A 16283-nucleotide genomic window follows, 5' to 3' on the forward strand; every position below is an offset into this window, starting at 1 on the left:
TCAAAAAGCCGCCCGACATACGGGTTAATACGTATCGCCGGCAACTTTTTTTCGCTTGCAGGCGCGTGGAATCAGACCCGTTCCAGCACCAGCGCGATGCCCTGCCCTACGCCGATGCACATCGTACAGAGCGCATAGCGCCCGCCCGTGCGGTGCAGCTGGTTGACGGCCGTCATGGCCAGGCGCGCACCGGAGGCGCCCAGCGGATGGCCGAGGGCGATGGCGCCGCCGTTCGGGTTCACGCGCGCATCGTCGTCGCGCAAGCCCAGCTGGCGCAGCACGGCCAGGCCTTGGGCGGCAAACGCTTCGTTCAATTCGATGACGTCGAAGTCGGCCAGGGTCAAACCCGTCATGGCCAGCACTTTCAGGGTGGCGGGTGCGGGGCCGATGCCCATGATGCGGGGCGCCACGCCGGCCGTCGCCATGGCCACCACGCGGGCGCGCGGTGTCAGGCCGAAACGGGCCGCGTTCGCCTCGTCGGCCAGCAGCAGCGCCGCCGCGCCATCGTTGACGCCGGACGCGTTGCCGGCCGTAATCGTGCCGTCTGCGCGCACGACGGGCTTGAGTTTCGTCAATGTTTCCAGGGTGGTGGCGCGCGGATGCTCGTCGCGGCTGACAACGATGGGCTCGCCCTTCTTCTGTGCAATGCTGACGGGACAGATTTCGCTGTCGAACACGCCCGCCTGCTGCGCCGCCAGCGCTTTCACCTGGCTGGCCAGGGCGAACGCATCCTGGTCCGCGCGGCTGATGCCGAAGTCGGACGCCACGTTTTCCGCCGTTTCCGGCATCGAATCGACGCCGTACTGCGCCTTCATCAAAGGATTGATGAAGCGCCAGCCGATGGTCGTGTCTTCCATTTTCATGCCGCGCGAAAAGGCGCTGTCCGCCTTGCCCATGACAAACGGTGCGCGGCTCATGCTTTCCACGCCGCCAGCGATCAGCAAGCCCGCTTCGCCGCTCTTGATGAAGCGCGCGGCGCTGCCGATGGCATCCAGGCCCGAGCCGCACAAACGGTTCAGGGTGGCGCCCGGCACGCTGTCGGGCAATCCCGCCAGCAGGGCGGCCATGCGCGCCACGTTGCGGTTGTCCTCGCCCGCCTGGTTGGCGCAGCCGTACAGCACGTCGGTGACGGCCGTCCAATCCACATTGGGGTTGCGCGCCATCAAGGCACGGATGGGCACGGCGCCCAGGTCGTCGGCGCGCACGCCGGCAAGTCCGCCACCATAGCGGCCGAAGGGCGTACGCTGGGCGTCACAGATATAAGCGTGGGTCATGTTCTTTCCTCCAAGAAAGTGTATTGAATAGGGGCGGTGAATTAACGTCCGTCCGTCAGCGGCACGGCCGTCAAGGCTTGCAGCTGTTCAAAACTCAAGCCATCGGCCAGTTCCACGACGGTGGCGCCGTTTGGCCCCAGGTCGAGCACGGCCAGGTCGCTGTAGATACGGCTGACGCAGCCGATGCCCGTCAGCGGATAGGTGCAGGCCTGCACCAGCTTGCTTTCACCGCCCTTGGTAAGCAATTCCATCATGACCCACGTCTTCTTCGCGCCGATGGCCAGGTCCATGGCCCCGCCCACGGCGGGGATGGCGTCGGGCGCGCCCGTGTGCCAGTTGGCCAGGTCGCCCGTGGCGGACACTTGAAACGCGCCCAGCACGCAGATATCCAGATGGCCGCCGCGCATCATGGCAAAGCTGTCGGCATGGTGGAAATAGCTGCCGCCGGGCAACAAGGTGACGGGCTGCTTGCCCGCGTTGATCAGGTCGTAGTCTTCCTCGCCCGGCGCGGGCGCGGGGCCCATGCCGATCACGCCGTTTTCGCTGTGCAGAATGATCTCCGCGCCGGCCGGCAAGTGATTCGCTACCAGGGTCGGCAAGCCGATGCCCAGGTTGACGACCGCACCCTCATGGATGTCGGCCGCCACGCGGGCTGCCATTTGATCTCGATTCCATTTATGCATTTGATACTCCTCAGGCAGCTTTGAAGCCGGCGGGGCCGGTGGCCGTGCGCGGCACTTGCACGATGCGCTGCACGAACAGGCCCGGCGTGATGACGTGTTCGGGGTCGATGCTGCCCAGTTCAGCAACTTCATGCACGGAGGCAATGCTGACCTTGGCGGCCATGGCCATGATGGGGCCGAAGTTGCGCGCCGTCTTGCGGTAGGTCAGGTTGCCCCAGCGGTCGCCCTGCTCCGCCTTGATCAGCGCGAAGTCGGCGTGGATCGGCGACTCGAACACATACATGCGCCCGTCGATCTCGCGCGTTTCCTTGCCCTTGGCCAAGTCCGTGCCATAGCCCGTGGGCGTGAAAAAGCCGCCGATGCCGGCGCCGGCGGCGCGGATGCGCTCGGCCAGGTTGCCCTGTGGCACCAGTTCCAGCTCCAGCTTGCCCGCGCGGTACAGCCCATCGAAGACGTGGGAATCGGCCTGACGGGGGAACGAGCAGATGATCTTGCGCACCTGCCCGTTTTTCAGCAGGGCGGCCAGGCCCGTGTCGCCATTGCCCGCATTGTTGTTGACGATGACGAGGTCGCGCGCGCCTTGGGCGATCAAGCCGTCGATCAGCTCGGCCGGCTGGCCCGCGCCGCCGAAGCCGCCAATCATGACGGTGGCGCCATCGTGGATATCGGCCAGCGCATCAAGCACGCTGGAACGCAGTTTGTCGATCATTGCCTGTCTCCTCCCAATCAAACTCACAATTCATTTGTTCGCATATCGAACAAATATTCGTATTTAGAACTTATCCGTGAGAATATGCCTGATCGGAGCGCTTGTCAATTTGCCGTTTTCGCTGGCGCCATGGCTATAATTGCCACCTTAACCAATTGGAATTACCATGACCACACCCCGCAGCACGCCCCTTTCCGCCGAAGACAGCCTGGACGCCGACGGCGCGCCCCGTCCCGGCGACAGCTATGTGCAATCGTTCGCGCGGGGCCTGGCCGTGCTGCGCAGCTTTGGCGCGGAGGCGCCGCAACAGACCCTGAGCGAAGTGGCGGAACGGGCGCAGCTGACGCGCGCGGGCGCGCGGCGCATCCTGCACACCCTGCTGCATCTCGGTTATGTGGAAGCGGACGGACGGCTGTTCCGTTTGACGCCCAAGGTGCTGGACCTCGGCTACGCGTATCTATCGTCCTTGCCCGTGTGGACGCAGGCACAGCCGTTGCTGGAAGAATTGATGCAGACCTTGCGCCAGTCGTGCTCGGCCACCGTGCTCGACGGCGACGATATCGTCTACGTCGTGCGCCTGTCCGCGCACCGCACCATGTCGATCAACCTGGGCATCGGCAGCCGCCTGCCCGCCTACTGCACCTCGATGGGCAGAGTATTGCTGTCGGGCCTGGCGCCCGAGGTGCTGCGCGAACGGCTGTCGAAGATGGCGCTGCTGAAAATCACGCCGGCGACCAAGGTCGACATCGACGTCTTGATGGAAGAGATTGCACAAGTGCGGCGCCAGGGCTGGTGCCTGGTGCAGGAAGAGCTGGAACAGGGCTTGATCGCCCTGGCCGCGCCCGTGTTCGACCGGGCCGGCAAGGTGGTGGCGGCGATCAACGTCAGCGGCCAGACGGCGGGGCCGTCCGTGGCGCATCTGCTGGAGCACAGCCTGCCGAAACTGCTCGATACGGCCAGCCGGGTCAGTGCCCTGGTGCGGGTGCAGCAGTAGGAGTTACTTCTTGAATCTTACTGTTTAAACTTCGCGCACGGGTCCGGGCGCGGTTGCGCGGGCATGGTTTGCGTCAGGTCAAACGTGCCCTGGTAGCCGGTGCTACCCTGCTCCAGGTAGCCGATGCTGCGCAGGTTCAGTTGCGGGTCGGCCAGCTTCAGCCAGCGGGGCACGCCGATATCCTTGCGCACGTGGTCGTTGCCGGCGATCAGCACCACGTCGCGCGGCGCCTGGTCGCGGATCAGCTTGGCCATCCAGATATCGCGCGCCACCTGGGCGTTGACGACACCGCTCACCATCATATCGGGCAACATGTTGCAGCGGGCCGCCTGCACTTCCTTCTTTTGCCCTTCCAGTATGTCGGCCGGCACGGGCGCGGCCAGGTAAGTGGCCGCCATGGCGGGCGGCATGGACCACTGGATGCCGTCGCGCACGATGCGCGAGGCGTCGGCCGGCGACAGGTTGCCGGCGACCAGGCTCAGCTGGTAGCTGATGACGAGGTCGAGCACGGGCCGGTACAAGCTCCAGTCCCAGCGCGGCTGCTCCATCACGCGGATGATGCAGTCGGGGTCGGCGCAATCGCGCGCGGCGCGCGTCAGCAAGGCCTGGTTTTCACGGTCGAATTGCTCCATGACGATCACGGGACGCCAGCCGGTCGCCAGGCGGCGCTGCAATTCCGCGACGCGCAAACGCTGGCCTTGCGCATTGTCATGCACTTCGCCAAGCAGCAGCACTTGCGGATTGGGCAAGGCGTCGGCCACGGGCGCGGGAGGGGGCGGCGCTTCCTTTTTCAGCAAGCTGCCGCAGGCGGCCAGCGCCAGCACGCCGCACAGCAGGACGGCGCGCGCGCCGGCGCGGAAAATCACGGTCTTCATGTAAGCAGTATCCAGAGTGGCGATGCGCCAGATTGTACCGCCTCAGGCCGGCGCGGGTGCCTTGCGGCGCTCCAGCTCTTCAAAGATGGCCATGCCAGCCAGCATGGCAAGCACAAAAATCCACGCCTTCGGCTGTCCCGCCAACAACGACACGAGGGCGGGACCGGGACAAAAACCGGCGATGCCCCAGCCCGCGCCAAAGGCCAGGCTGCCCAGCAGCAAGCGCCGGTCGAGGCGCCGCGACGCCGGCAATTGCATGGGGTCGCCCAGCAGCGCCGTGCTGCGCCGCCGCGCCAGCCAGAACGCGGGCAAGGCCACGCCGATGGCGCCGCCCATCACCAGCGCCAGCGACGGATCCCAGGCGCCGGCCAGGTCGAGGAAACCGAGCACCTTGGCCGGGTTGCTCATGCCGGAAACGATCAGGCCCAGGCCAAACACGAGGCCGCTCAACAGGGAAAGAATCAGCTTGCTCATAAGCTTGCTCACAGATGGCGCAACAGATACACGGTGAGGAAACCGGCCGCCATGAAGGCACACGTGGCCGCCAGCGAACGGGGTGACAGGCGCGACAGGCCGCATACGCCGTGGCCGCTGGTGCAGCCGGCGCCATAACGCACGCCCACGCCCACCAGCAGGCCCGCCGCGATCAGGGCAGGCGTGCCCGCGTCGATCTGCACGGGCGGCAAGGCTTGCCACAACTGCCACAGCAGGGGCGTGCCGGCCAAGCCGGCAAGAAAGGCGATGCGCCAGCCCAGGTCGCCACTGCGCGGGCGCAGCAAGCCGCCGACAATGCCGCTGATGCCGGCGATGCGGCCATTGAACAGGATCAATAGCGCCGCCGCCAGGCCGATCAGCATGCCGCCGGCCAGCGAGGCCCATGGCGTGAAGTGTTGCCAGGCTATCGTCATGGCAAGCTCAGTCGGCTTCGTCGTTGAACGGGGGACGCGGCGCGCAAAATTGCGCGTACAGCACTTGCAGCACAGCCAGCACGGGCGCGCTGGCGACGCGGTAATAGATCTGCTTGCCGTCGCGCCGCGTGGCCACCAGCATCTCTTCACGCAGCACGCCCAGCTGCTGCGACAGGGTCGGCTGGCCGATGCCCACTTTTTGCTCGAGGTCGCTGACGCAATGCTCGCCCTGCGATAGCTGGCACAGCAGCATCAACCGGTCGGCATTGCCCATGGCCTTGAGCAGCGAGCTGGCCTTGTAGGCCGAGCCACGCATGGCGTCGAGGTTGTATTCGGCGTGTTGTGTTGCGACTGTCTCCATCTTGCCCTCCCACAGGCGGTCATATTGATCATCATGCGATAAACAATATACTAATCAATATATTGTTTTCCTGCTGGCGATTCGCACAAAAAAACAACAGTGTTTTTCGGCGATAGCGTGCTCATGCAAAGTGTGCGGCAACGATAGCGCTCGCGCTATCAAAATGATAAATATTCGTAATTTAAAGCAAATATACGTAGCAAAATTGCCACGATTTGTGCTGTAATAAGACCTCATCAGAAAAATCGTGATACGCCCCCGTACAGGCGCATTGTCCGTCCAGGTGCAGGCCGGTTTCGGCCACGCCGCACGGTGAACCAGGGAGTCAAAGATGAAGATACTTCAGCCGCTATGCATGGCCTTGCTGGCACTGTCCGTCAGTGCAGGTGCGGCGGCAACCGGCGCCGGCACGCCGGGCGAGCCGCGCGCAGCAAGCGATCAGATCGTCAGCGACGAGAGTCTCGGCGTCAACAACATCAGCAACAATCCCGGCTGGGAAACACCGGACCTGCCGTATGCGCGCCTGCTGACGCAGGGCAACACGCTCAACGCGGCCCCGCGCTGGCGCAACGCCGGCGCACGCCAGGGCGCACTGCCCCCGTCCGCAGCCACCCCTGCGGTACAGCAGACGAACGTGCCGCCGCCCGTGCCCGAAGCGAGCATGGTCTCGATGCTGCTGGTGGGCTTGGGTTTGCTGGCCTTTAGCATGCACGGTGAAAAACAGGAAAAATTCGATAGCTGACCCCACTCCGGCGGCCGATGCCGTTGCGTTAAAAAAATTCCGCCTTGCGCGGAATTTTTTTGGCGGCCTTGCGGGTAAATGCTCACTTATCCAGCAAGCGGCACACCCGTTCGATATTCCCCACAGGAATGCCTGACTTCAGGGCACGCGCGATGCAGGCGGCCTTGTCCGTGCCCGAGGCGGAAATGAGCACGAAGGCCGTGCCCAGGGCGCTGACGGCGACCAGCAGGATCAAGATGCCCTTGACGATATCCCAGTTCATTGCGCCTCAGCAATGTCATACGTGAAATCATAATAATGCTTGCCCTCTTCGATGCGGATGGCCAGGCTGCCCGACAGCCCTTGCAACTGGCCCGTCCCCGTATCGGGCACCACCGTCACCGACAGACTGGGCGCACCGCGCGTCATCGTGCCGCTGTGCTGCAAATAAAAACTGCCGTGACGCCCGTCCAGGCTGCCTTCCACCCGTTCCAGCGCCACATAGCCTGCCGAACCGGTCACGCTGGCACGCGCACTGAGCATCTCGCCCTGCGCGCTGGCGTCGAGGGCGCCGTGGTAGCGCTTGGCTAGCGACAAGCGTCCCAGCCCCGACTGCGCGGCCGTGTCCGACAAGGTTTCGGGGGTGATGGTGACGTCGAAGGTACCTGTAATGGCAGGCATCAGTGCTCCTTGGTGAGTGAGGATGGGGCTGCCGCCTCCGGCCCGTTCAGCAGCGCATGTAACTTTTGCATGGTGGCCCAGTTGCGCGACGTGACGCCATCGCCCAGCAGCACGCCCAGCGCCGCCACCACCTTGCTGGCCAGCACGCCATCGGGACACCAGGCATACGCGGCCCATTGCCCCAGCGCCAGCGCTTCCGGCTGCCACGCCTGCTGCAAGAGCGGCGCCAGGCGCTGCACGTCGGCCGGAATGTTCAGCACCAAGGTCAGCAAACGGGCCGCATCGGCCGCCGGCGCCAGCGTGTTTTGTTCGATCAGTTCGGCAAACTGCTGGGCCGACAGCACGGTCACCCTGGCCGCCACGCCCAGTTTCAATACCAGCGCTTCCTCGATGCGGGCTGCGGCCTCGGCCGGCGCGACCTTGCCGCCGTCATACACGACGTTGCCGCTGTTGAGTACGGTGCGCACCTGCGCAAAACCCAGGTCGCCCAGCAACTTGCGCAGGTCGGCCATGGCCACGCGCTTGGCGCGGCCCACATTGATCCCGCGCAAAAGCGCCACTTGCTGACTGTTTTCAAGCTGTACCATGTGTTTCCCTTTGCCTATGCCTATGCCTGGCCGGCAGGAACGCTGGCTGCGCCTTCCGGCAACGGCGTCACCTTGGGCAGGCGCAGCAGGAACGTCGCGCCCTGCCCCAGCGTGCTGCTGACCGTGATGGTGCCGCCAAACTGCTTGGCAATCAAGTTGAATACGATATTCAAGCCCAGGCCCGTGCCGCCCTGTCCGCGCCGCGTGGTGACAAACGGGTCGAACACGCGGTCGAGCATGTCGGGCGCGATGCCGCGGCCATTGTCGCGCACCTGCATGGCGATCCAGTCGTTGTCGCCGTGCACGCCGATATGGATATGGCCATCCGTGTCCGCATCAAAGGCGTGCTCGACGCAGTTCAGGACCAGGTTGGTGAGCACCTGCGCCAGCGCGCCCGGATAGCTGTCGAGCATGATGCCTGGCGGACAATCGATATCGATGCGGATGCGCGTCTTTTTCAGGGTCGGCTGCAGGCTCGAGATCACTTCACCGATATAGTCGCGCAATTCGAACAGCCGGCGCGCCTCGCTGACCTGGTCGACGGCGATCTGCTTGAAGCTGTGGATCAGGTGCGCGGCGCGGTAGGCATTGTTCATGATCAGGCGCGCACTTTCGCCGGCCGTTTCCAGGTAGCGCACGATATCGGTCTTCTTGACGCTGCCGCCGGCCACCGCTGCGCTGATGTGATCGGTGGCTTCCTTCAGCACCGAGGCGCTGGTCAGGGCGATGCCGACCGGCGTATTGATTTCATGCGCCACGCCGGCCACCAGGCTGCCCAGCGAGGCCAGGCGTTCCGACTGCAGCAACGATTCCTGCGCGCGGCGCAGCTCGTCCATGGCCTGCGCCGTCTCCTGCTGCGAACGGCGCGCCATGTCTTCCGCCTCGCGGCTGCCCTCGATGATGGACTTGAGCTTGCGCTGCACGGCATTGAAGCCGCGGATCACGTCGCCGAGTTCGTCGCGCCGGTTTTCCGGCAACTCTTCAACGTCATCGCTGCCGCGCGTGGCCAGGTCGAACAAGCCGTCGCGCAACTGTTTCAACGGTTCGAAGACGATGCGCAGGCTGAGCGCCAGGGCGCCCACCAAAATGATGTCAAGTAGCAACACTTCCAGCACCTTGCGCCGCACTTCGCCGCGCAAGGCCGCATCGATCTGCGCGCGGCTGAAATTGACGATGACCTTGCCGACGATCACCGGCTTGCCGCCCGTGGCCGCCGCCACGGCGTCGCGGAACACCAGCGGCGCCTCGACGGGCGTGCCGCCCATGGCCACGTCGTCCGTCAGCGGCACCAGGGTGCCGGACGCGTCGCGCACTTCGCCGGCGAACAGGCCGACCGAGGCGTCATAGACGCGGATACCGACCAGTTCCGGCGGCAACATTTCTGCCGCAACGATGCTGTCGACCTTGGATTTATCGAGGTCCCACAGGGCCGAAGGCAAGCTGGTCTGCAAGCGCGTGAGCACGCCGCTGCGCAGGCGCGCGCTGCCCGATTCAAGTTCCTGGCTCAGGGTATATTGGGTATAGCTGCCCGAAATGCCCAGCACCAGGGTGACGATCACGACAAAAAGCAAGGTCAGCCGGACTTGAATACTCACCATCGATCAACACTCCCCGGGCCAAGCCGGCCCGCGGCGCGGGCGCAGAGACGTCAGCGGACAACAGCCTGAATCAAATGTACGGTATGACATGCTTATTGGCAAGATTTACAGCATCCCCACTTTCGATAGGGACTTTGATGCAGGTTGAGACATTGCGTGATGGCAATGGTAATATCCCGCAATCATCTAAGGAGTCGTCATGGCGGTCACGCATCAACATCTACCCTTGGAACAAGTTCGTCCCGGCATGGTCTTGTCGGATGTCTTGCTCGATGCGCATGGACAAGTGCTGTTGCCGCAAGGCGCGGTATTGACGGAAAACATGCTAGCCCTGATGCCGCGTCACAACATCGACATGCTGCCGATCCAGGCACCACCCCCGTCGCCGGAAGAAATCGCCGTGCAGCAGGCGGCCGACAGCGAACGGCTGGCTTACCTGTTCCGCAAGCTGGACCCGGAAAATCCCGAGGATGCGGCCACCGCCTTGCTGCGCAGCTATGTCACGGCTTACCGCCTGGGCACGGGAGAGGCAGCATGAGCACCCAGTTGACGCTCGACGATATCGTCGCCCACCTCGATGACTTGCCTTCGCTGCCCGCCGTCGTCATGGAATTACTCAACAGCATAGACCAGGAAGACGTGGATATTTCCGTGCTGGCGAAAAAAGTCTCGTACGACCAGGCGCTGACCGCGAAGACCCTGCGCCTGGCCAATTCGTCGCAATACGGCCTGCAAGTGAAGGCCACCACCATCCAGCAGGCGATTACTTACCTGGGCTTCCAGACCACGCGCAGCCTGATCACGTCGGCCGCCATCACGGGCTGCTTCCCGGAAGGACGCTGCCCCGGCTTCGACGACAAGGCCTTCTGGCGCCATTCGGTGGCGACGGCCGCCTGCGCCAAGGTGCTGGCGCGGCAGATCCGCTTCAACCAGGATTACGCGTTCACGGCCGGCTTGCTGCACAACATCGGCCGCCTGGTGCTGGTCAGCAGTTTTCCCGCTCAGTATGCGCAAGTCATCGCGCACCAGGCGGCGCACGATTGCAGCCTGCTCGCAGCGGAGCAAACGGTGCTGGGCGTGGACCACGTGCAGGCGGGCGTGGCACTGGCCGAACACTGGAATTTTTCCGATACCATGCGCCTGGCGCTGGCCAACTACCTGCAGCCGGAAACGCCGGGGGCGGGCTTCCTGGCATCGCTGATCCACGTGGCCAATGCCGTCGTCTGCGCGCTCGACCTGGCGCAGGCGGGCGACGACATGGTGCCGCGCGTCTCGCCCGTCGCCTGGGATGCGCTGGGCCTGGGCGAAGATGCGTATCTGCAACTGTTCCGCGAAACGGAGCTGCGCTACGACGAAATCACGACGGCCTTGTTAAACTGACTCGGCAGGCAAAGCCGCAAACGCAAACGGCCCTCGCCTGGGGGCGAAAGCCGTTATGGGTACTGCCATCATTCCACCTTGCCCGGTCCACGCCAGCCTGTTGCCGCCAGCAGCTACGCAAGCGGCACAGTCAGCGTACAACCGCCACCTCAGTGCGCGTAATTCGATTCTTGCGCATCGCCGCGGTCTTCCGCTTTTGGACGGCCCTGGGCGTCGGACAGACGATACTTGGTGCGGCGGTCGCCCATCAGGTCGCGCAGGTCGCGGATGCTCATGCCCGTCACTTCGTGCATGCGGATCAGCAGCGAGGCGCCGACCGGCAAGCGGTGGTGACGGATCTTGCTGATGACGGGTGGCGCCACTTCGAGCAGGCGCGACAGGGCTGCGTCGTTTTTCAGCTGCATCTTGCTCAGCAGAATATCCAGCAGGTGATTCGGGTTGTAACTCTCTTGCGATGCTAATGCATGATGTGCCATGATTTTTCCTCGTCTGGTGAATGTAGAAAATAATGCCGATACGAACTTAAGGCTGGCTTAGAGTGTTTAAATAAACGCCTTCCATCAGTGTCAGCCTCCCCTCCGCCGTCCCTCCTTGTCGCACTGCCTGCACAGGACTCGCACTGCCACGCCCAGCCAACATGCACAGCTTGCCGCGTGAGTAAAAGCACGTGCAATCCGTTGAAATGAATTGCATATAAGACAATATACTAGTCCAAACACGCAGCATCTGCGCCTCGCGCAAACTTCCTGATTGTTAAATATCAATCAAACTGCTGGTTGGCTTGGCAACGATGCTATTTCAACACATTAGGATGCCAGCGGGCGCACACAAGGCTTTGCAGCAACTTGTTACAAATCAATGGTGTCGTACGGCAATAAATGCTTTGCAGCATCGTCGTTCCGGGCGCCTTGCTCACACCGCAACCTTGTCGGCAAGGTCAGCACGACATGGCCCGTCCCGGCGATTTACGCTAAACTATGGCCTGAACTTGCAGCGAGCCTGCCACCGGGCAGCCAGAGGCGCCCGGCCGGTCATCCACCGTCTCCCGCCCCGAGCGGCGCACGGCGCAAGCCCCCTGCCCAGCTGATTTGCCGCCACACTTAGTTGTCCCACTTATTTGCCGCCACATTTACCGATAAGCATCCGACTCCATGCAGAAAAAAGTATTCATTAAAACCTTCGGCTGCCAGATGAACGAGTACGACTCGGACAAGATGGCCGACGTGCTGGGCGCCTCCGATGGCCTGGTGCGCACCGACACGCCGGAAGATGCCGATGTGATCCTGCTCAACACTTGCTCCGTGCGCGAAAAGGCGCAGGAAAAAGTGTTTTCCGACCTGGGCCGTCTGCGCGAGCTGAAACTGGCCAAGCCGCACCTCTTGATCGGCGTCGGCGGCTGCGTGGCCTCGCAGGAAGGCGACGCCATCGTCAAGCGCGCGCCGTATGTCGACATGGTCTTCGGCCCGCAAACGCTGCACCGCCTGCCGCAGATGATCGAGCTGCGCCGCGCCAGCGGCGATGCGCAAGTGGACATCAGCTTCCCGGAAATCGAAAAATTCGACCACATGCCGCCAGCCAAGGTGGAAGGCGCTTCGGCGTTTGTTTCCATCATGGAAGGCTGCAGCAAATATTGCAGCTACTGCGTCGTACCCTACACGCGCGGCGAGGAAGTGTCGCGCCGCTTCGAGGACGTGCTGACGGAAGTGGCGGGCCTGGCCGCCCAGGGCGTCAAGGAAATCACCCTGCTGGGGCAAAACGTGAACGCCTACCGCGGCGCGATGGAAGGCGGCGAGATCGCCGACTTCGCCCTGCTGCTCGAATACGTGGCCGACATTCCCGGCATCGAGCGCATGCGCTTCGTCACCAGCCACCCGAAGGAATTCACGCAGCGCCTGATCGACGCCTACGCCAAGATTCCGCAACTGGTCGACCACCTGTACCTGCCGGCGCAGCACGGTTCCGACAAGGTGCTCGGCGCCATGAAGCGCGGCTACACGGGCCTCGAATACAAGTCCATCATCCGCCGCATCCGCGCCGTGCGCCCGAACATGGCCATTTCCTCGGACTTCATCGTCGGTTTCCCCGGCGAAACCCAGGCCGACTTCGATGCCATGATGAAACTGATCGCGGACGTCGGCTTCGACAACAGCTACAGCTTCATCTTCAGCAAGCGCCCCGGCACGCCGGCCGCCAGCCTGGAAGACGACACGCCGCATGACGTCAAGCTGGCCCGGCTGCAGCAACTGCAGGCGGCCATCGACGCCAACACGCGCAAATACAGCCTGGCCATGGTCGGCAGCGTGCAAACCATCCTCGTCGAAGGCCGCTCGAAGAAGGACACGATTGACCGCGAACTGCAAGGCCGCACGGAAAACAACCGCGTGGTCAATTTCGACGCCGGCCCGGACGGTTTGCACCTGGTCGGACAGCTGGTCGACGTGCGCATCACCGAAAGCCATTCCTACACCCTGCGCGGCGAACTCGTCGCCAGCGCCCCCGCATTGAAAAGAGCCAGTTGAAAACCAAAGCCCCGATACAGCCGCATTACTTCATCCCCGAGCCGCTCGACAACACGCGCCTGGCGCACCTGTGCGGACCGCTCGATGAAAACCTGCGCCAGATTTCCGCCGCCCTCGACGTGACGATCTTCCGCCGCGGCGAGAAATTCATCGTCGGCGGCAGCAATGCCGAACGGGCCGTGGAAATCCTCGAGCAGTTCTACGCCATCGCCAACAAGGTCGTGCCGCTGGAAGAAGTGCAGCTGGCCCTGGTGGAACAGCGCGCCGGCCTGTCCGCCGCCTCGGAACACCACGCCAATACGCCCATCAGCACCTTCGTCGAGCCGGACATCGCCAGCCCCGTGCTGAAAACGCGGCGCGCCGACCTGCGCGGGCGCACGCCGCACCAGATCGCCTACTTGCGCGACATCCTCGAGCACGACATCAGCTTCGGCGTGGGACCGGCCGGCACGGGTAAAACCTATCTGGCCGTCGCCTGCGCCGTCGATGCGCTCGAACGCGACGCCGTCAAGCGCATCATCTTGACGCGCCCCGCCGTCGAAGCGGGCGAACGCCTGGGCTTCCTGCCGGGCGACCTGGCGCAAAAAGTTGACCCCTACCTGCGTCCCCTCTACGATGCGCTGTATGATTTGCTGGGCTTTGACCGCACGCAAAAACTGTTTGAAAAACAGGTGATCGAGATCGCCCCGCTGGCCTACATGCGCGGGCGCACCCTGAACCACGCGTTTGTCATCCTTGATGAAGCGCAAAACACCACCGTCGAACAGATGAAGATGTTTTTGACGCGCATCGGCTTTGGCAGCAAGGCCGTGGTGACGGGCGACGTGACGCAAGTCGACCTGCACAAGAGCCAGACGAGCGGCCTGATCGACGCCGTGCACGTGCTCAAGGATGTGCGCGGCATCGGCTTCACGCAATTTAACAGCACCGACGTGGTGCGCCATCCGCTCGTCGCGCGCATCGTCGACGCCTACGAAACGGCGCAGGCGGCCAATGCCGACGCCGCCCAGTTACTTCCCTTATTGAAACCAGCTGCCGCCAAAAATGTCCGAAAAAAATAAACTGTCCTTGTCCGTGCAATACCCGGATGCCCGCCTGGCAACCCTGATCACGCGCCCGAACGTGCGCCGCTGGGTCAAGGCGGCCCTGTTCGCCCCGGCCGAATTCACCATCCGCTTCGTCGACGCGGAGGAAGGCCGTACCTTGAACCGCGATTACCGCGAAAAGGATTACGCCACCAACGTGCTGACCTTCGCCTACAACGAAGGCGAAGAGCTGGCCGAAGACGAGCCGACGCGCGCCGACATCATCCTGTGCACGGACGTGCTGGAAAAGGAAGCGGCCGAGCAAAAGAAGAGCGTGGAAGAGCACACGGCCCACCTGATCGTCCACGGCGTGCTGCATGCGCAAGGCTACGACCACATGGACGACGAGGAAGCGGCCGAGATGGAGGGCCTGGAAACGGAGATCCTCGCCAAACTCGGCATTACCGATCCGTACAAGGAGTAAGCACATGGGAACCTGGGCACTTGACGCCTTCGGCAACGACTACGCCATGGACTGGGCGCAGGACTTGCACGAATATAAAACCCTGGAACTGGTCGAGACCACGCTCGACAACGTCATCGACAGCCAGGAAGCGGAGCTCGAAGCGCCGTTCGCCGCCGAGGCGCTGGCCGCGCTGGAAGTGATCGCGCGCCTGCTGGGCAAGCCGGGCGAGGACGACCCGGCCACGGCCGAGGTGGATGAATGGGTGGCCGCCTGCAAGAAGAAGGTCACGCCGCCGCTGCTGGAAAAGGCGCGCCTGGCCTTCGACAAGATCGCCGCCGAGACCTCGGAACTGCACCAGCTGTGGCAGGACAGCGAGCATTTCGCCGACTGGCAAGCCGACGTGGCGCACTTGCGCGCGCGCGTGCTGGGCCCGGAAGCGGCGTAAAAGATCGCGCAACGGCGCACTTCAACGTATTAAATTTACATCAAAAGCGGGGAAATCCGGTATTCTCCCACTTTTGGTGTATCCTATATCCCTTCGCAACAACGGCTCACGCCTCCTATGCCCGAGCACCCTAGTGGCGTCAGAACTGACGTCAAGCCCCACCGGTCACTGTTTGAACGCCTGACCGCACTCATTTCCCCCGAGCCAGAGAACCGTGCAGAATTGCTCGAAGTTCTACACGATGCGCATGAACGCAAGCTGATCGACGCCGACGCCCTGTCGATGATCGAAGGCGTGTTCCAGGTGTCGGATCTCTGTGCGCGCGACATCATGATTCCCCGCTCGCAAATGGATGTCATCGACATCAGCAAGCCGATCGAGGAATGGATGCCGGAAGTCCTGTCCACCGCCCACTCGCGCTTCCCCGCGATCGAAGGCGAGCGCGACAAGGTCATCGGCATCCTGCTGGCGAAAGACTTGCTGCGTTATTACGCAGAAGAAACTTTCGACGTGCGCGACATGCTGCGCCCCGCCATCTTCATCCCCGAATCGAAACGCCTGAATGTGCTGCTGCGCGATTTCCGCGCCAACCACAATCACATGGCCATCGTCGTCGATGAATACAGCGGCGTCGCCGGCCTGATCACCATCGAAGACGTGCTGGAACAGATCGTCGGCGACATCGAGGACGAATACGACTTCGACGAAGCCGAGGACAACATCCTCTCGCTCAAGGAAGGCCAGTTCGGCCCCCGCTGGAGAGTCAAGGCGCTGACCGAGATCGAACAGTTCAACGAAGAAGTGGGCAGCCACCTGGTCGACGACGACGTCGACACCATCGGCGGCCTGGTCTCGAAGTACCTGGGCCGCATGGCGCACAAGGGCGACATCTTCGACCTGGGCAATCTGCGTTTCGAGGTGCTGCGCGCCGATGCGCGCCAGGTGCACGTGCTGCTCGTCGAGCGCCTGCCCAACGTGCCGGAACTGGAACTCTGACATGCGCGTGCTGTAAATGCGTTTCAGACGCTTAGATCCCAACGCCCCCGCCAAACCGCCC

Annotated in this window: 21 protein-coding genes; 9 read left to right on the plus strand and 12 right to left on the minus strand. The window is 63.3% G+C overall.

From position 1 onward, the window contains the following. Positions 1 to 71: 71 nt before the first annotated feature. The 3 genes from pcaF to IGS61_RS06390 are packed head-to-tail and all read right to left on the minus strand — an operon-like array spanning position 72 to position 2666. Positions 72 to 1274: a 3-oxoadipyl-CoA thiolase gene (pcaF, locus tag IGS61_RS06380; protein WP_230538838.1), complete on the minus strand. Its 1203-nt coding sequence runs from the start codon at positions 1272 to 1274 to the stop codon at positions 72 to 74. 41 nt (positions 1275 to 1315) lie between these two features. Continuing rightward, the gene (locus tag IGS61_RS06385; protein ID WP_230538839.1) at positions 1316 to 1957 is read right to left on the minus strand and encodes a 3-oxoacid CoA-transferase subunit B; all 642 of its coding nucleotides are present in this window, start codon (positions 1955 to 1957) and stop codon (positions 1316 to 1318) included. Positions 1958 to 1967: 10 nt separating this feature from the next. Further along, positions 1968 to 2666, minus strand: a complete 699-nt coding sequence (locus IGS61_RS06390) for a 3-oxoacid CoA-transferase subunit A (RefSeq protein ID WP_230538840.1) — start codon at positions 2664 to 2666, stop codon at positions 1968 to 1970. A gap of 166 nt (positions 2667 to 2832) precedes the next feature. Between IGS61_RS06390 and IGS61_RS06395 the strand changes: the two genes are divergently transcribed. Continuing rightward, on the plus strand, positions 2833 to 3660 hold the full coding sequence (locus tag IGS61_RS06395) for an IclR family transcriptional regulator domain-containing protein (RefSeq protein WP_230538841.1): 828 nt from the start codon (positions 2833 to 2835) through the stop codon (positions 3658 to 3660). Between the two features lie 17 nt (positions 3661 to 3677). Here IGS61_RS06395 and IGS61_RS06400 read toward each other — a convergent pair whose 3' ends face one another. The 4 genes from IGS61_RS06400 to IGS61_RS06415 are packed head-to-tail and all read right to left on the minus strand — an operon-like array spanning position 3678 to position 5804. Further along, the gene (locus IGS61_RS06400) at positions 3678 to 4535 is read right to left on the minus strand and encodes a ChaN family lipoprotein (protein WP_230538842.1); all 858 of its coding nucleotides are present in this window, start codon (positions 4533 to 4535) and stop codon (positions 3678 to 3680) included. A 42-nt stretch (positions 4536 to 4577) separates the two neighbouring features. Further along, on the minus strand, positions 4578 to 5009 hold the full coding sequence (locus IGS61_RS06405) for a DUF6691 family protein (protein WP_230538843.1): 432 nt from the start codon (positions 5007 to 5009) through the stop codon (positions 4578 to 4580). A gap of 8 nt (positions 5010 to 5017) precedes the next feature. Then, on the minus strand, positions 5018 to 5443 hold the full coding sequence (locus IGS61_RS06410) for a YeeE/YedE family protein (RefSeq protein ID WP_230538844.1): 426 nt from the start codon (positions 5441 to 5443) through the stop codon (positions 5018 to 5020). Positions 5444 to 5450: 7 nt separating this feature from the next. After that, positions 5451 to 5804, minus strand: a complete 354-nt coding sequence (locus tag IGS61_RS06415; RefSeq protein WP_070310209.1) for an ArsR/SmtB family transcription factor — start codon at positions 5802 to 5804, stop codon at positions 5451 to 5453. A 331-nt stretch (positions 5805 to 6135) separates the two neighbouring features. On the opposite strand from IGS61_RS06415, the gene IGS61_RS06420 reads away from it, so the two are divergent. Further along, complete coding sequence (locus IGS61_RS06420) at positions 6136 to 6546, plus strand: hypothetical protein (protein WP_230538845.1); 411 nt, start codon at positions 6136 to 6138, stop codon at positions 6544 to 6546. A gap of 82 nt (positions 6547 to 6628) precedes the next feature. Here IGS61_RS06420 and IGS61_RS06425 read toward each other — a convergent pair whose 3' ends face one another. The 4 genes from IGS61_RS06425 to IGS61_RS06440 are packed head-to-tail and all read right to left on the minus strand — an operon-like array spanning position 6629 to position 9391. Beyond that, positions 6629 to 6808, minus strand: a complete 180-nt coding sequence (locus tag IGS61_RS06425) for a hypothetical protein (RefSeq protein ID WP_077408453.1) — start codon at positions 6806 to 6808, stop codon at positions 6629 to 6631. Further along, a complete protein-coding gene (locus IGS61_RS06430; RefSeq protein WP_230538846.1) occupies positions 6805 to 7206 on the minus strand; it encodes a DUF3224 domain-containing protein in 402 nt (133 codons plus the stop codon). Before IGS61_RS06430 ends, IGS61_RS06425 begins: the two co-directional genes overlap by 4 nt. Continuing rightward, positions 7206 to 7793 carry a DUF1697 domain-containing protein gene (locus tag IGS61_RS06435; RefSeq protein WP_230538847.1) on the minus strand — a complete coding sequence of 196 codons (588 nt, stop codon included), beginning with the start codon at positions 7791 to 7793 and terminating at the stop codon, positions 7206 to 7208. The genes IGS61_RS06430 and IGS61_RS06435 overlap by 1 nt, the downstream gene beginning before the upstream one ends. 20 nt (positions 7794 to 7813) lie before the next feature. Beyond that, positions 7814 to 9391 carry a sensor histidine kinase gene (locus IGS61_RS06440; RefSeq protein WP_230538848.1) on the minus strand — a complete coding sequence of 526 codons (1578 nt, stop codon included), beginning with the start codon at positions 9389 to 9391 and terminating at the stop codon, positions 7814 to 7816. A gap of 199 nt (positions 9392 to 9590) precedes the next feature. Here IGS61_RS06440 and IGS61_RS06445 point away from each other — a divergent pair, with 199 nt between their 5' ends. Both IGS61_RS06445 and IGS61_RS06450 read left to right on the plus strand, forming a co-directional pair. Further along, a complete protein-coding gene (locus IGS61_RS06445) occupies positions 9591 to 9929 on the plus strand; it encodes a hypothetical protein (protein WP_230538849.1) in 339 nt (112 codons plus the stop codon). Next, positions 9926 to 10771: an HDOD domain-containing protein gene (locus IGS61_RS06450; RefSeq protein ID WP_230538850.1), complete on the plus strand. Its 846-nt coding sequence runs from the start codon at positions 9926 to 9928 to the stop codon at positions 10769 to 10771. The genes IGS61_RS06445 and IGS61_RS06450 overlap by 4 nt, the downstream gene beginning before the upstream one ends. Before the next feature lie 149 nt (positions 10772 to 10920). Here the strand turns inward: IGS61_RS06450 and IGS61_RS06455 are convergent, their stop codons facing one another. Next, positions 10921 to 11247 (minus strand): hypothetical protein, encoded by a 327-nt coding sequence (locus IGS61_RS06455; RefSeq protein WP_034746769.1) that lies wholly within the window; start codon positions 11245 to 11247, stop codon positions 10921 to 10923. Positions 11248 to 11922: 675 nt separating this feature from the next. Between IGS61_RS06455 and miaB the strand changes: the two genes are divergently transcribed. From miaB to IGS61_RS06480, 5 genes are all read left to right on the plus strand, one after another. Further along, the gene (miaB, locus tag IGS61_RS06460) at positions 11923 to 13290 is read left to right on the plus strand and encodes a tRNA (N6-isopentenyl adenosine(37)-C2)-methylthiotransferase MiaB (protein WP_230538851.1); all 1368 of its coding nucleotides are present in this window, start codon (positions 11923 to 11925) and stop codon (positions 13288 to 13290) included. Continuing rightward, complete coding sequence (locus IGS61_RS06465) at positions 13287 to 14351, plus strand: PhoH family protein (RefSeq protein WP_230538852.1); 1065 nt, start codon at positions 13287 to 13289, stop codon at positions 14349 to 14351. The genes miaB and IGS61_RS06465 overlap by 4 nt, the downstream gene beginning before the upstream one ends. Continuing rightward, positions 14335 to 14799 carry an rRNA maturation RNase YbeY gene (ybeY, locus tag IGS61_RS06470; RefSeq protein ID WP_230538853.1) on the plus strand — a complete coding sequence of 155 codons (465 nt, stop codon included), beginning with the start codon at positions 14335 to 14337 and terminating at the stop codon, positions 14797 to 14799. Before IGS61_RS06465 ends, ybeY begins: the two co-directional genes overlap by 17 nt. Positions 14800 to 14803: 4 nt before the next feature. After that, positions 14804 to 15226 (plus strand): DUF4259 domain-containing protein, encoded by a 423-nt coding sequence (locus tag IGS61_RS06475; protein WP_230538854.1) that lies wholly within the window; start codon positions 14804 to 14806, stop codon positions 15224 to 15226. A gap of 117 nt (positions 15227 to 15343) precedes the next feature. Next, entirely contained in the window at positions 15344 to 16222 is an 879-nt protein-coding gene (locus tag IGS61_RS06480; protein ID WP_034746750.1) for an HlyC/CorC family transporter, read from the plus strand. Positions 16223 to 16283 lie beyond the last annotated feature (61 nt).

The sequence above is a fragment of the Janthinobacterium sp. FW305-129 genome (assembly GCF_020858115.1).
Classification (GTDB): Bacteria; Pseudomonadota; Gammaproteobacteria; order Burkholderiales; family Burkholderiaceae_D; genus Janthinobacterium.